This is a genomic window from Microbacterium phosphatis (genome assembly GCF_049177115.1).
In the GTDB taxonomy this organism is placed as follows: domain Bacteria; phylum Actinomycetota; class Actinomycetes; order Actinomycetales; family Microbacteriaceae; genus Microbacterium; species Microbacterium phosphatis.
The window spans coordinates 2,627,957-2,642,083 of the sequence record NZ_CP185370.1 but is presented as its reverse complement, the minus strand read 5'-3'; the positions used below and the strand labels follow the sequence as shown (position 1 = coordinate 2,642,083).

General features: G+C 71.6%; 11 protein-coding genes. 10 read left to right on the top strand and 1 reads right to left on the bottom strand.

Annotated elements, in window-relative coordinates; translation table 11 throughout:
* Positions 1 to 65 precede the first annotated feature (65 nt).
* The 8 genes from ACOKGD_RS12590 (at position 66) to ACOKGD_RS12555 (ending at position 9,539) form a co-directional block, all read left to right on the top strand.
* Positions 66 to 1,100 carry a LacI family DNA-binding transcriptional regulator gene (locus ACOKGD_RS12590; RefSeq protein ID WP_342337561.1) on the top strand — a complete coding sequence of 345 codons (1,035 nt, stop codon included), beginning with the start codon at positions 66 to 68 and terminating at the stop codon, positions 1,098 to 1,100.
* Positions 1,101 to 1,127: 27 nt separating this feature from the next.
* Positions 1,128 to 2,423, top strand: coding sequence for an extracellular solute-binding protein (locus ACOKGD_RS12585; RefSeq protein WP_342337560.1), 1,296 nt, complete (start codon positions 1,128 to 1,130; stop codon positions 2,421 to 2,423).
* Between the two features lie 3 nt (positions 2,424 to 2,426).
* Positions 2,427 to 3,317 carry a carbohydrate ABC transporter permease gene (locus tag ACOKGD_RS12580; RefSeq protein ID WP_342337559.1) on the top strand — a complete coding sequence of 297 codons (891 nt, stop codon included), beginning with the start codon at positions 2,427 to 2,429 and terminating at the stop codon, positions 3,315 to 3,317.
* Entirely contained in the window at positions 3,314 to 4,153 is an 840-nt protein-coding gene (locus ACOKGD_RS12575; RefSeq protein WP_342337558.1) for a carbohydrate ABC transporter permease, read from the top strand. The genes ACOKGD_RS12580 and ACOKGD_RS12575 overlap by 4 nt, the downstream gene beginning before the upstream one ends.
* A complete protein-coding gene (locus ACOKGD_RS12570; RefSeq protein WP_342337557.1) occupies positions 4,150 to 5,208 on the top strand; it encodes a glycoside hydrolase family 130 protein in 1,059 nt (352 codons plus the stop codon). Before ACOKGD_RS12575 ends, ACOKGD_RS12570 begins: the two co-directional genes overlap by 4 nt.
* A gap of 27 nt (positions 5,209 to 5,235) precedes the next feature.
* Entirely contained in the window at positions 5,236 to 7,206 is a 1,971-nt protein-coding gene (locus tag ACOKGD_RS12565; protein ID WP_342337556.1) for a hypothetical protein, read from the top strand.
* A 300-nt stretch (positions 7,207 to 7,506) separates the two neighbouring features.
* The gene (locus ACOKGD_RS12560; RefSeq protein WP_342337555.1) at positions 7,507 to 9,039 is read left to right on the top strand and encodes an AlkA N-terminal domain-containing protein; all 1,533 of its coding nucleotides are present in this window, start codon (positions 7,507 to 7,509) and stop codon (positions 9,037 to 9,039) included.
* On the top strand, positions 9,036 to 9,539 hold the full coding sequence (locus ACOKGD_RS12555) for a methylated-DNA--[protein]-cysteine S-methyltransferase (RefSeq protein ID WP_342337554.1): 504 nt from the start codon (positions 9,036 to 9,038) through the stop codon (positions 9,537 to 9,539). The genes ACOKGD_RS12560 and ACOKGD_RS12555 overlap by 4 nt, the downstream gene beginning before the upstream one ends.
* A 42-nt stretch (positions 9,540 to 9,581) precedes the next feature.
* Here ACOKGD_RS12555 and ACOKGD_RS12550 read toward each other — a convergent pair whose 3' ends face one another.
* Positions 9,582 to 10,139, bottom strand: a complete 558-nt coding sequence (locus tag ACOKGD_RS12550) for a VOC family protein (protein ID WP_342337553.1) — start codon at positions 10,137 to 10,139, stop codon at positions 9,582 to 9,584.
* A gap of 240 nt (positions 10,140 to 10,379) precedes the next feature.
* On the opposite strand from ACOKGD_RS12550, the gene ACOKGD_RS12545 reads away from it, so the two are divergent.
* On the top strand, positions 10,380 to 12,263 hold the full coding sequence (locus ACOKGD_RS12545; RefSeq protein ID WP_342337552.1) for an ABC transporter ATP-binding protein: 1,884 nt from the start codon (positions 10,380 to 10,382) through the stop codon (positions 12,261 to 12,263).
* On the top strand, positions 12,260 to 14,074 hold the full coding sequence (locus tag ACOKGD_RS12540) for an ABC transporter ATP-binding protein (RefSeq protein WP_342337551.1): 1,815 nt from the start codon (positions 12,260 to 12,262) through the stop codon (positions 14,072 to 14,074). Before ACOKGD_RS12545 ends, ACOKGD_RS12540 begins: the two co-directional genes overlap by 4 nt.
* The last annotated feature ends 53 nt before the right edge of the window (positions 14,075 to 14,127 follow it).

Sequence of the window (14,127 nt, the reverse complement as noted above, 5' to 3'; positions counted from 1 at the left end):
CCTGGGGCGCGCGTTCGAACCGGTTCAGCCTGTGTCTGAACCGGTTCAAGACGAGGAGCCTCCCGATGACCGTGCGCCGCCCGACGATCGCCGATGTGGCGCGTCACGCGGGCGTGAGCAAGGGCCTCGTCTCCTACGCGCTCAACGACCGGCCGGGTGTCTCCAGCGACAGCCGTCGGCGCATCCTCGAGGCGGCCAGCGACCTCGGCTGGACCCCGAGTCTCCGGGCCCGCTCGCTCAGCACGGGTCGATCCTTCGCCTGCGGCCTTGTGATCGGGCGCAGCGCCGACGTCATCGCCGCCGACCCCTTCTTCCACTCGCTCATCGCCGGCCTCGAGGACGTGTTCGCCGCGTCGGGCCAGGTGCTGGTGCTCGCCGTCGCCACCCCGGGCCGCGAGGAGGCCGAGACCTACCGCGGGCTCGCCGACGACCGCCGGGTCGACGGCGTGGTGATCACGGACCTGCGCGCCGGCGACGAGCGGATCGCGCTCGTCGAACGGCTCGGCCTGCGGGCCGTCACGCTCGGGCGACCGGATGTCGCGAGCCCGTTCCCCTCGGTCACCGTCGACGACGGCGCGGGCATCCGCGGCCTCGTGGCGCACCTCGCGAGCCTCGGGCACCGGCGCATCGCCCACGTGGCGGGGCCCGCCGACATGCTGCACGGCCAGCGGCGGGCGGATGCCTTCGCCTCAGCGACCGCGGACGCCGGGCTCGAGCCTCTTGTGGTCGAGACCGACTTCAGCGCCGCTCAGGGCGCCGAGGCCACGCGCGCTCTGCTGTCGGGCGCCGATCGGCCGACCGCGATCGTGTACTCGAACGACCACATGGCCCTCGCGGGCCTCGGCGTCGCACAGCGCCTGGGGCTCCGCGTGCCCGACGACCTGTCGATCACCGGGTTCGACGACACCGAGCTCGGTCGTGTCATCCACCCCTCGCTCACGTCGGTCGCGACCGACGCGCGCGCATGGGGATCGGCGGCGGCGCGCGCGCTGCTGGCCGCCCTCGGGGGCGCCCCCGCGGCGCACGTCGAGCTCTCCGCGCCCACCCTCATCGTCCGCGAGTCCACGGGGCCCGCACCCTCCACACCCCCACGCGGCTGAGGCCGCCCACAGCAAGGAGCAGGAATCATGCAACGACGCATCATCCTCGCCGCCGCGGCGGCCGCCGGCGCACTGACCCTCACCGCCTGCAGCGGAGGCGGGGGCGGAGGAGGCGGTGGCGGCGGCGGCGACCTCGAGGCGCGCGGCGACATCACCATCTGGTACTCGAACAACGAGGCCGAGATCGCCTGGGGCAAGCAGATGGTCGAGGCCTGGAACGCGGATCATCCCGACGAGCAGGTCGAGGCGCAGGAGATCCCCGCGGGCGCCTCGAGCGAAGAGGTCATCGGCGCCGCCATCACGGCCGGCAACGCGCCCTGCCTGGTGTTCAACACGTCGCCCGCCGCCGTTCCGCAGTTCGAGAAGCAGGGCGGCCTGGTCAACCTGTCCGAGTTCGAGGACGGGGAGGACTACATCACCGAACGCAGCGGGGAGCTGGCCGACCAGTACCGATCCGAGGACGGCGGCTTCTACCAGATGCCGTGGAAGTCGAACCCCGTGATGATCTTCTACAGCAAGGCCCTCTTCGAGCAGGCCGGGCTGGATCCGGAGAACCCGAAGCTGTCGACGTACGACGAGTTCCTCGAGACGGCGAGGGCCCTCAAGAAGGCCGATGTCGCACCGTACGCGATCAACCCCGCGCCGACGAGCGAGTTCTTCCAGTCGTGGTTCGACTTCTACCCGCTGTACGCCGCCCAGACCGGCGGGACGCAGCTCGTCGAGGACGGCAAGGCGACGTTCGACAGCGACGACGGCCGCGCGGTCGCCGAGTTCTGGCGGACGCTGTACGACGAGCAGCTCGCAGGTCAGGAGCAGTACCAGGGCGACGCGTTCGCCGACGGCCACGCCGCCATGTCGATCGTCGGGCCGTGGGCCGTGTCGGTCTACGGCGAGGACGTCGACTGGGGCGCCGTGCCCGTCCCGACCTCCGAGGGCACCGCTCCCGAGGAGACGTGGACCTTCAGCGACGCCAAGAACGTGGGCCTGTTCACCGCCTGCGACAACAAGGCCACCGCGTGGGACGTGCTGAAGTTCGCCACCAGCGAGGAGCAGGACGGCCTGTGGCTCGAGACGACCGGGCAGATGCCGATGCGGCAGAACCTGACCGACGCGTTCCCCGACTACTTCGAGGCGAACCCCGCGTACCAGCAGTTCGGCGACCAGGCCGGGCGCACCGTCGAGGTGCCGAACGTCCAGAACTCGATCGAGATCTGGCAGGCGTTCCGCGACGGCTACTCCGAGGCGGTCATCTTCGGCGAGACCGAGGTCGACACGTTCCTCAGCGACACGGCAGGCCAGATCGACGAGCTCGCGGCGGGCTGACGCATGACGACCCGGACGAGACTGCTGGGCGAGCACCCGCACGGGGTGCTGTTCGCGGCGCCGTACGTCGCGTTCGTCCTGCTGGTGTTCGCCTGGCCGATCCTGTTCGCGATCTGGATGTCCTTCCAGGACTACTTCTTCGCGGCCCCGGGAGCCGTCGTCGACCGCCCCTTCGTGGGGCTCGACAACTACGCGACGGTGCTGTCGGATCCGGACGTCTGGGAGTCGTTCCGCAACGTGGGCGTGTTCCTCGTGATCAACGTGCCGCTGACCGTGGTGCTGTCGATCGTGCTGGCGACGGCCCTGGATCGGGTGGTGCACGCCCGCACGTTCTTCCGCGTCAGCTACTACGTGCCGTACGTGACGGCCTCGGTCGCGGTCGTGGCGGTCTGGCTCTTCCTCTTCTCGCGGGGAGGGCTCGTCAACAACGTGCTCGGGCCGCTCGCGCCGGATCCGTCGTGGCTGGTGAACGGCGCGCTCGCCATGCCGGTGATCGCGCTGTTCGTGACCTGGAAGGGCCTCGGGTTCTACATCCTGCTCTACCTCGCCGCGCTGCAGAACGTGCCGAAGGAGCTGTACGAATCGGTCTCGGTCGACGGGGGAGGGCGGATGCGGCAGTTCTTCTCGGTCACCGTGCCCGGGGTCCGGCCCGCCACCCTGCTCGTGGTGCTGCTGGCCACGATCACCGGCGCGAACCTCTTCACCGAGCCGTACCTGCTGACCGGCGGCGGCGGGCCCAACGGCGCATCCACCTCGCCCGTCCTGCTGATCTACCAGCGCGGCATCGAGCAGGGGAACCCCGACGTCGCCGCGGCGATCGGCGTGATCCTGATGGCGCTTGTGCTGATCATCGCGGCCGTCCAGCGCCGCTTCGTCGGAGGTGAGGAGTCATGAGGCGAGCACTCGCCGGGAAGGCCGCGCTCTACGTCGTGCTGTCGCTCGGCGCCGTCGCGTTCCTCTTCCCGTTCTGGTACATGGTGATCGGGTCGCTGCAGACCGACGTCGACACCTCGATCCGCGGCGCGTTCCCCGAGCCCGGCAACCTCACGCTCGACAACTACGTCGCCATCGACGGGCGGATCGACCTCGTGCAGGGCCTCATCAACTCGGGGATCTTCACGGGCGGGGTGATCCTCGGCACGGTCGTGTTCGGGGTGCTGGCGGGCTACGCCCTTGCGGTGCTGCGCTGGCGCGGCCGCGGGGCCGTGTTCGCCCTGGCGCTGCTGGTGCAGGTGATCCCGTTCCAGCTGCTGATGATCCCGCTCTACGTGATGATCGCGCGCGACTACGGGCTCTCGGACAGCTACCTCGGCATGATCCTGCCGTTCTTCATCAACTCGACCGCGGTGGTGATCTTCCGGCAGTACTTCCTGCAGCTGCCGCCCGATCTGTTCTCGGCCGCGCGGATCGACGGGGCGGGGGAGATGCGCCTGCTGTGGAGCGTCGCTCTGCCGCTGGTGCGGCCCGCGCTGCTGACCGCCGTGCTGCTGACGTTCATCGGCCCGTGGAACGAGTTCCTCTGGCCGTTCCTGATCACCAAGCAGGCGTCGATGCAGCCCCTGGCCGTGTCGCTGGCGAACTTCATCTCGAACATCGCCGCGTCGACGTCCAATCCGTTCGGCGCGATGATGGCCGGCGCGGTGGTGCTGGCGGTGCCCGCCGTGACGCTGTTCGTCGTGTTCCAGCGCTACTTCACATCGAACGACCTCGGATCCGGAGTGAAAGGATGAGCATGATCCCGTATCGACTGCGGCGCCTCGGCGTCGTGATGACGCCCGCGGAGGGCGATCCCCTCGAGGCCGAGGGGGTGCTCAACCCCGGATCGGGTCGCGGCCCGGACGGCGTGCTGCACCTGCTGCCGCGGCTCGTCGCCGAGGGCAACGTCTCGCGCGTGGGCCTGGCGCGGGTCGTCATCGAGGACGGCATCCCCGTCGGCGTCGAGCGCGAGGGCGTGGTGCTCGAACCCGACCGCGGGTGGGAGCGGGGTGTGGGCAACGCGGGCGTCGAGGACCCCCGCGTCACCCGGATCGATGCGCTCGGCCTGCACGTGATGACGTACGTCGCGTACGGGCCGCTCGGGCCGCGGACCGCGCTGGCCGTCTCCGAGGACCTGCGCGAGTGGCGCCGGCTCGGGCCCGCGCTGTTCCGGTACGACGACGCGCTCGACATGGACCTCAACCTCTTCCACAACAAGGACACCGTGTTCTTCCCCGAGCCGGTGACCGCCCCGGACGGCACCGAGGCGCTCGCGGTGCTGCACCGGCCCATGTGGGACCTCGACGAGACGAAGGCCGGGCAGGGGGTGCGCCTGCCCGCGGGCATCACCGACGAGCGGCAGTCGATCTGGATCAGCTACGTGCCGCTCGCTGCGGTGCGCGCCGACATCCGGAACCTGGCCCTGTGGGATCAGCACCGGTTCGTCGCCGGACCGGAGCACCCCTTCGAGGAGCTGAAGATCGGCGGCGGACCGCCCCCGCTTCGTGTCCCCGAGGGCTGGCTCGTGCTGCATCACGGGGTGACGGGCGAGCTCGCCGGCGCCTTCGCACAGCAGCAGAACGTCAACTACGCCGCCGGTGCCCTGCTGCTGGACGCGCGGGATCCATCGCGTGTGCTGGATCGCACCCCGGAGCCGCTGCTGGCTCCCGAGACCGACGAGGAGCGCAGCGGGATCGTGCCCAACGTCGTCTTCCCCACCGCGATCGAGGAGATCGACGGACGGCTGTTCGTGTTCTACGGCATGGCCGACTCGAAGATCGGCGTCGCTCTTCTCGAGCGCACCGACTGATCCGCTTCCGGAGAGAAGGACCTGGACATGTTCCCCCACGCACGTCGGCGGGCAGGAGCGCTCGCCACGGCGGCCGCGCTTGTGCTCGGCCTCGGTCTCGCGGCGCCCACGGCGGTGGCTGCGGCCGAGCCCGCGCCCCTGACGAACCTCGCCCACCTCGACTTCCTGCTCGACGAGGTCACCCCGCCGTCCGGCGTCGAGGGGCACACCACCTACCGGCTCGACGAGGAGCCCACCCTGACGATGCCGTGGACCTACGCGGACGCGCGCGACGGCGGCACGTTCGAGCGGGTCGGCGGCGGTGCCTTCGACCCCGCGACCGGCGACTGGGGGCAGGGCGCCTTCAACGCCGACGACATCGCCCGCGCCGCCGTCGTCTACCTCCGGCACTGGCAGCAGACGGGCAGCGACGACAGCCGCGCCACGGCCTACGAGCTGCTGCGCACCATCGCCTACCTGCAGACGACCGAGGGCGACAACGCGGGCAACGTCGTGCTGTGGATGCAGCCCGACGGCACGCTCAACCCGTCGGCCGAGCCGGTCGAGCTGCCGGATCCGTCCGACTCCGGGCCGAGCTACTGGCTCGCGCGCACGATCTGGGCCCTGGGTGAGGGATACGCCGCGTTCGCGGAGGCGGATCCGGGCTTCGCCGGCTTCCTCGAGGACAGGCTCGCCCTCTCGCTCGGCGCCCTCGAGCGGCAGACGCTGTCGCGCTACGGCGAGTGGCTCGAGAGCGACGGCAAGCGGGTCCCCGCGTGGCTGATCGTGAACGGGGCGGACGCTTCGGCGGAGGCGGCGCTCGGGCTGGCGGCCCGGGTGCAGGCCCGCCCCGACGACACCGCGGCGGCTGATGCCCTGCGCAAGCTGGCCGAGGGCATCGCGGCCATGAGCGACGGCGACGCGCAGACCTGGCCGTACGGGGCGATCCTGCCCTGGGCCGAGTCGCGCAGCATGTGGCACGCGTGGGGCTCGCAGATGCCGGCGGCGCTCGCCGCGGCCTCGGTGGCGCTCGGGGATCCGTCGCTCGCCGAGCCGGCGATCCGCGACGCGGCGGTCTTCACGCCGATCCTGATGACCGCGGGCGGCCCCGACAACGGCTGGCTCCCCAGCCCCACGGACCGCGTGCAGATCGCCTACGGCGTCGACTCGCGGGTGCAGTCGCTGCTGGCCGTGACGGAGGCGACCGGTTCGTCCGGCTTCGCCGCGCTCGCCGCGATGCAGGCCGCCTGGTTCTTCGGCGCGAACCACGCCGGAGAGCGCATGTACGACCCCGCCACGGGCGTCGTCTACGACGGGCTGCAGCCGGACGGCACGGTCAACCGCAACAGCGGTGCCGAGAGCACGATCCACGGCCTGCTGACCATGCTCGCCCTCGATGAGCGGCCGGATCTCGCTGAGCAGGCGTCGTCGCTGACCGCCGTCACCGAGCAGGACGGCCTGCGCGTCGTCGAGGCGGAATCCGCCGTCGACACGGACGGCACGGTGACGACCCCGGAGTCGTGGACAGGGGAGTCGAGCTGGTCGGGTGGCGCGCTGACGCTGACCGCGGGGCAGCACGCCGTGCTCGACCTCGGCGAGCACGACCAGCCGCGCTGGGTCGACCCGGTGGTCTGGACCGATCCGGGCCAGACGTCGACGTCGCGCTGGCGCTCGCTGGGCACCCTCCGCGTGACCGGGCCCGAGCAGGGCATCTCGCCCACCCCGGGGGTGCTGCTGCCCTGGCAGCTGCGCTCGCCGGCCCGCCACGACGACGTGCGGGTGGACGTGACCTCGGGCACCCTCACCCTCGACACGCTGCTTGTGCGCCCCCTGGTGTCGCGCCTCGCCCTCGCCGGTGAGGACGGCTCGATGGAGCTGCGGCACTCGACGGCGACCACGCCCCAGCGGCTGCGTGCAGACCGCGGCTCGGATGTCGCGATCTACGACGCCTCGGGCACCCTCCTCCGCACCCAGACACTGCTCCCCCCGGGAGGCTTCGCGATCCTCATCCCCCGCTGACCCCCCCACCCGCCCGCCCACCTACCCACCCGGTCGTTGAGCGAGCGCAGCGAGTCGAAACGGACGAGCCTCGTGCGGCGCAGACCGGTGGCGGGCTGGGCGCGTTTCGACTCGCGCTGGCGCGCTCGCTCAACGAGCGAGGGGGAGGTGGCCCCCATCACCCGGTCGTTGAGCGAGCGAAGCGAGTCGAAACGGCCAAGCGTCGTACGGCTTAGACCCGTGGCCGGGGTGCGAGCCGCACCCCACAGCCGTGTCCGAAAACCGCCAGCCGGTGTCGGCGGGGCGTGCGACGCTGGAGGCATGAGCCCGAACATGACCTTCGACGAGCGGTATCGCGCGATCTCGTCGCGCGACGTGCGATTCGACGGGCAGTTCGTGACCGCGGTGAGGTCGACCGGGATCTACTGTCGGCCGTCGTGCCCCGCGAAGACGCCGAAGGAGGCGAACGTCACCTTCTTCGCCACCAGCGCCGCGGCGCACGAGGCCGGGTACCGCGCGTGCAAGCGGTGCCTGCCCGAGGCGGCGCCCGGATCGCCCGACTGGAACCTGCGCGGCGACGTCGCCGGGCGCGCGATGCGGCTGATCGCCGACGGCGTCGTCGAGCGGGAGGGTGTCGCGGGCCTGGCGGCGCGGCTGGGCTACTCGAGCCGGCATCTCACCCGGCTGCTGGCGGCCGAGCTCGGCGCGGGGCCCCTCGCCCTGGCCAGGGCGCACCGGGCCCACACGGCGCGGCTGCTCCTGATCGGCACGGACCTGCCCGTGGCCGACGTGGCGTTCTCGGCGGGGTTCTCCAGCGTGCGCCAGTTCAACGAGACGGTGCGCGAGGTGTACGAGATGACGCCGTCCGAGCTGCGTTCGCGCCGCAGGGGCGTGCCGGCCGACCCGACCGGGATCGACCTGGTGCTGCCCTATCGCGAGCCGTTCGATCCCGCGGGCCTGTTCGCCTGGATGGGCGTGCGCGCCCTCGCCGGCGTCGAGGAGGGCGATGCGACGTCGTTCGCACGCACCCTGCGGCTGCCGTATGGCCCCGCGTGGTTCCGGCTCTCGCACCGGGAGGGGCGGCTGCACCTCGAGGCGAAGCTCGAGAGCCTGGCCGACCTGTCGACGCTGGTGGCGCGCGCGCGGCGGCTGTTCGACCTGGACGCCGATCCGCTCGCGATCGACGAGGCGCTCTCGCGGCACCCCGAGCTCGCCGCGCATGTGCGCGCCGAGCCCGGCATCCGCCTCCCCGGCACCGCCGATCCGCACGAGCTGCTGATCCGCGCCATGGTGGGCCAGCAGATCTCGGTCGCCGCCGCGCGGACGCATCTGACCCGACTGACCGACGCGCTGGGGGAGCGTGTGACCATCGCCGGCGAGCAGCGCATCCTGTTCCCGACCATGGCGGCGATCGCCGAGCGGGGGGCCGAGATCCTCACCGGCCCCGCCGCGCGGATCCGCGCCATCACGAACGCGGCGCGCGCCCTCGCCGAGGGCGAGCTGACGCTGACGTCCGGCGATGACGCGGCCGCGCAGCGGGCCGCCCTGCTGGCCATGCCCGGCATCGGCCCGTGGACCGCCGACTACGTGCGGATGCGCGTGACGGGCGACCCGGATGTGATCCTCACCGGCGACGTGGCGCTGCGCACGGGCGCGGCTCGCGCGGGCATCCCCTCCGAGGCCCGCGAGCTCGCCGCGTGGGCGGCCCGGGCGGCGCCGTGGCGCTCGTACCTCTCCATGCACCTGTGGCGGCTCGCCGCCGGCCCCGCGGTCGCGGTCCCCGCCCCTCACCCCGCCTCCGAGGACGGCACCGACGCCGTCCCGGCCCCCGACACCGAGCAGGAGAACCGATGACCGGCATCGTCCAGACCCTCGAGACGCCCGACGGACCGTTCACGATCGTCGCCGACGCCGACGGAGCCGTCCTCGCCTCCGGGTGGACGGGCGACGTGGAGACCGCCCTCGGGCGGATCCATCCGAGCCTGCGCCCCGCCGAAGTGCGCGAGGGCGACCTGCACGCCGCCGAGGCGGTGCGGGCGTTCTACGGCGGCGACCTCTCGGCCATCGACGACGTCGCGGTGCGCCAGCGGGGCACCGAGATGCAGCAGCGCGGGTGGCAGGCGCTGCGCCGGATCACTCCCGGCGCGCCCCTGACCTACACCGAGTTCGCGGCCGGGTTCGGTGCCCCCGGCGCCGTGCGCCCCGCGGCCTCGATCTGCGCGCGCAACGCGCCGGCCCTGTTCGTGCCGTGCCATCGGGTGCTGCGCTCGGACGGATCCCTCGGCGGCTTCGCATGGGGCCTCGACGTGAAGCGCGCGCTGCTCGATCGCGAGAGCGGCCGCGCGCTCCTGTGAGCCCGGTGCCCGCGGTGCCGTCCTGTGACGGCGCGGGCTTCGTCAGCGCGCGTCGCGCGGGTCGCGCAGCCCGTCCATCGCCTGCATGAGTGTGGAGTTGATGTACTCCAGCTCCGGCGTGGTGTAGCTGGTCCAGTCGCCCTCGCCCTCGCCCTCGCCCTCGCCCTCGTCGCCGGACGGATGCGCGCCCTCGGCGCTCCACTCCTGGTCGGCGTCCTGCGGGTGATGCACGTACACCCACCAGAGGTTCCCCCACGGATCCTGGAAGCGCGAGAACACGTCGCCGAAGAAGTCGGTCGGGCGGGTCACGATGCGGCCGCCGCGCTCCTCGGCGCGGGCGAGCACGGCGTCGGCGTCGTCCACGTAGACCCGCAGAAATGCCGGGGTGAACGGCCAGTGCGGTTTGCGATCCGCCACGGTGAGCATCGAGTCGCCGATGATGAGCTCGGAGTGCAGGATCAGCCCGTCGGCGTCCATCGTGCGAGCCTCGGGCACATCGCGCGCGCCGAACACGTGGACGATGAAGTCGATGAGGTCCTGTGCGCGGTCGGCCATCACGAACGGGGCGATCACGGCGATGCCGCCGGGGGTCTGTGTCATCTGCTCCTCCTCGTCGAGCACGAGTCTGCCCTCACGGGCGCGGGGCGTCCACAGGTCGGGCCCCGAGAAACCGGTTACCCGAATCGCCGGAGATCCGCGCCCGGTGAGGGCGCGCGACGATACGGTCGAAGGAGGAGGAGCGACGGTGCTTCCGCGAACTGAATCGTTGCACTGACGCTCGACCTGTACATAGGCTGGAAGGCTCTGCCCATCCGGCGCTCTCTCCCCCTTCTGAGGATCATGACCATCAGTCCTGACACACGTCTGTCGACCCCGAAAGCCCTGCTGCGCCTGCTCGAGTTCGCGCGGCCCGTGCTGCCCCGCCTCGCCGCGGGCGGCGCCAGCGCGCTCGCCGCCGCCCTGATCGCGCTGATGATCCCCATCGCCCTCGAGTGGCTGATCGGCGGCCCGATCGCCTCCGGCGAGGTCACCGCCGTGACCTGGGGCGCGATCGGGGTGCTGGTGCTCGGCCTGCTCGAGGCGGCGATGGTCTACCTGCGTCGCTGGCTGATCCTCGGCCCGGCGACCCTCGTCGAGTACGACATCCGCCGCACCTTCTTCAACCGCCTGCAGAGCCTGCCGGTGTCGTTCCACGACCGCTGGCAGTCGGGGCAGCTGCTCAGCCGCATGATGCAGGACATCGGCCTCATCCGCCGCTGGATGGCCTTCGGCCTGGTGCTGCTGATCGTCAACATCCTCACGATCATCATCGGCGCGGCCCTGCTGTTCCAGTGGCACTGGGCGCTGGCCCTGGTCTTCCTCGTCTCGGGCGTGCCGCTGTGGATCCAGGGCTTCCTGTTCGAGCGCGAGTACGGCTCGCTCACCCGCCTGAGCCAGGATCAGCAGGGCGACCTCGCCACGAGCGTCGAGGAGTCGGTGCACGGCATCCGCGTGCTGAAGGCCTTCGGCCGCGGCCCGCACGCGCTTCGCCGCTTCACGCGCCAGGCCGAGACCCTGCGCGACACCGAGATGCGCAAGGCCGGATCGATCGCGCGGGTCGACTTCTGGCTGATCATCATGCCCGAGCTCTCGTTCGGCGTGAGCCTCGTGCTCGGCATCTGGCTGGCCTCCCAGGGGCAGATCGGCGTGAGCCAGCTGATCGCCTACTTCGCGATGCTGACGATCCTGCGCTGGCCGATCGAGTCGATCGGCTTCCTGTTCTCGTTCCTGATGGACGCGCGCACCGCGACCGACCGCGTCTTCGAGGTGTTCGACGCGCACAACGACATCGTCGACCCGGCCGATCCGGTCGAGCTCGCGCGCCCGCAGGGGGCGCTGGCCTTCGAGGGGGCGCGCTTCCGCTACCAGGACGCCGGCACCGCGGAGCCGGATCTGCTCAACGGCATCGACCTCGACGTGCGCCCGGGCGAGACCATGGCGCTGGTGGGCCTGACCGGATCCGGCAAGACCACGCTGACCACGCTGCCCACGCGCCTCTACGACGTCACGGGCGGCCGCGTCACGATCGACGGCGTCGACGTCCGCGACCTGCGCCTCGTCGACCTGCGCCGGATCATCACCACCGCCTTCGAGGACGCGACGCTGTTCTCGGCGTCGGTGCGCGACAACGTGCTGCTGGGTCGCGACGACCTCGACCCGCGCTCGCCCGAGGCCGATGCGGTGCTGCGCGAGGCGCTCGAGGTCGCGCAGGCCGCGTTCGTCGACGACCTGCCCGAGGGCGCCGAGACGAAGATCGGCGAGGAGGGCATGTCGCTCTCCGGCGGCCAGCGCCAGCGCCTCGCGCTGGCGCGCGCCGTCGCCGCGCGCCCCGCCGTCATCGTCATGGACGACCCACTCTCCGCGCTCGACGTCGACACCGAGGAGCGCGTCCAGCGCGGGCTCCGCCAGCTGCTCGCCGGCACCACGGCGCTGGTCGTGGCGCATCGACCGTCGACCGTCGCGCTCGCCGACCGCGTCGCGCTGCTCGAGGGCGGCCGGATCACGGCCGTCGGCACGCACAGCGAGCTGATGCAGTCGTCGTCGCACTACCGCTCGGTCATCTCCTCTTTCGAGAAGGAGGAGGCCGAGGAGCGCGCCTGGCGCAACGACCCCAACCCCACGGCGTCCCTGGACATCATCACGACCGAGACGCCCGTCACCGCCAACGAGGAGGGTGCGCAGTGAGCACCACGGTTCAGGGAACCGCGGGCGAGGATCGCTCGGACTACACGCGCGACGAGAACCGCGCGATCCGGCAGCGCTCGCTGCGCCTGCTGGGGTCGCTGCTGCGGCCGCTGCGGGGCCAGGTGATCCTGGTCGCCGTGGTGGTCGTGCTGCAGACCGCCATCCGCGTGGTCGGGCCCGCACTGATCGGCTTCGGCATCGGGCAGGCGCTGCCGGCCGTGCTGAAGCACAACGACTGGGGCCCGACGTGGCTCGTCGGCGGCGCATACGTGGCGACGGCCATCGGCGGCGCCTCGCTGCTGGCCTGGTACGACATCCTCGCCGCGCGCGTGACGCAGAACGTGCTGTTTGACCTGCGCACGCGGGTCTTCCGCCACACCCAGCTGCTGAGCCTCGAGTTCCACGAGACCTACACGTCCGGGCGCATCATCTCGCGCCAGACGAGCGACCTCGACACCATCCGCGAGCTTCTGGGCGGTGGCCTCAACCAGCTCGTCCACGGTGTGCTGTTCGGCGCGTTCACCTTCATCGCGCTGCTGCTGTGGGACTGGCAGTCGGCGCTCGTCCTCGTGGCCGCTGGCGTCCCGCTCGCGCTGCTGATGCGCTGGTTCTACAAGTCCTCGCAGGTCACCTACCGCAAATCGCGCGTGGTCAGCGCGAAGGTCATCGTCAAGTTCGTCGAGACGATGACGGGCATCCGCGCGGGCAAGGCGTTCCGCACCGAGCCCCGCAACGAGGACGAGTTCGCCGGGCTGGCGCTCGACTACCGCGACGTCAACATGCGCTCGATCCGCCTGTTCGGCACGTTCGAGCCGGGCCTGATGGCCATCTCGGCGTTCTCGGTCGGCATCGTGGTGCTGTGGGGCGGCATCCGCATCACGCAGGGCGAGTTCGCGGTCGGCCTGCTGCTGACGGCGGTGCTCTACGTCCGCAACTTCTTCGCGCCGCTGCAGGAGATCGCGATGTTCCTGAACTCCTTCCAGGCGGCCTCCGCGGCGCTCGAGAAGGTGTCGGGCGTGCTCGAGGAGCAGCCGACGGTTCCGGATCCGTCGAAGCCGGTCGCGCTGGAGGCGGCACGCGGAGGCGTGCGGTTCGAGGACGTGACGTTCGCCTACGGCACGGGCAAGGTGATCCTGCCGGCGTTCTCGCTCGACATCCCCGCGGGCCAGACCGTGGCGCTGGTGGGCACCACCGGCGCGGGCAAGTCGACGCTCGCGAAGCTCGTCTCGCGCTTCTACGACCCCAGCAAGGGCCGGGTCACCCTCGACGGCGTCGACCTGCGCGACCTCGCGTCGCGCGACCTGCGCCGCGCGATCGTGATGGTCACCCAGGAGGCGTACCTGTTCAGCGGCACCGTCGCCGACAACATCGCCCTGGGTCGCCCGGACGCCACCATGGACGAGATCGTCGCGGCCGCGAAGGCGGTGGGCGCCCACTCGTTCATCACGAGCCTGCCGGACGGCTACAGCACCGACGTCAACAAGCGCGGCGGCCGTGTGTCGGCGGGGCAGCGCCAGCTGATCTCGTTCGCGCGCGCGTTCCTCGCCGACCCGGCGGTGTTGATCCTCGACGAGGCCACCGCCTCGCTCGACATCCCGTCCGAGCGGATGATCCAGGAGGCGCTGCAGACCCTGCTCGCCGACCGGACGGCCATCATCATCGCCCACCGCCTCTCGACCGTCGCCATCGCCGACCGCGTGCTGGTGATGGAGCACGGCGAGGTCATCGAGGACGACACCCCCGAGGCCCTCATCGCGGGCACGGGCAAGTTCGCCCAGCTGCACGCGGCCTGGCGGGAGAGCCTGGTCTGAGAACACGAAAGAGCCAGGATCCGCCAGGATCCGGGCTCTTTCCTTACGAGGGT

Coding starts and splice junctions, on each gene's coding strand:
- ACOKGD_RS12590 (WP_342337561.1), top strand. CDS start 66: ATGACCGTGCGCCGCCCGACGATCGCCGATGTGGCGCGTCACGCGGGC.
- ACOKGD_RS12585 (WP_342337560.1), top strand. CDS start 1,128: ATGCAACGACGCATCATCCTCGCCGCCGCGGCGGCCGCCGGCGCACTG.
- ACOKGD_RS12580 (WP_342337559.1), top strand. CDS start 2,427: ATGACGACCCGGACGAGACTGCTGGGCGAGCACCCGCACGGGGTGCTG.
- ACOKGD_RS12575 (WP_342337558.1), top strand. CDS start 3,314: ATGAGGCGAGCACTCGCCGGGAAGGCCGCGCTCTACGTCGTGCTGTCG.
- ACOKGD_RS12570 (WP_342337557.1), top strand. CDS start 4,150: ATGAGCATGATCCCGTATCGACTGCGGCGCCTCGGCGTCGTGATGACG.
- ACOKGD_RS12565 (WP_342337556.1), top strand. CDS start 5,236: ATGTTCCCCCACGCACGTCGGCGGGCAGGAGCGCTCGCCACGGCGGCC.
- ACOKGD_RS12560 (WP_342337555.1), top strand. CDS start 7,507: ATGAGCCCGAACATGACCTTCGACGAGCGGTATCGCGCGATCTCGTCG.
- ACOKGD_RS12555 (WP_342337554.1), top strand. CDS start 9,036: ATGACCGGCATCGTCCAGACCCTCGAGACGCCCGACGGACCGTTCACG.
- ACOKGD_RS12550 (WP_342337553.1), bottom strand. CDS start 10,139: ATGACACAGACCCCCGGCGGCATCGCCGTGATCGCCCCGTTCGTGATG.
- ACOKGD_RS12545 (WP_342337552.1), top strand. CDS start 10,380: ATGACCATCAGTCCTGACACACGTCTGTCGACCCCGAAAGCCCTGCTG.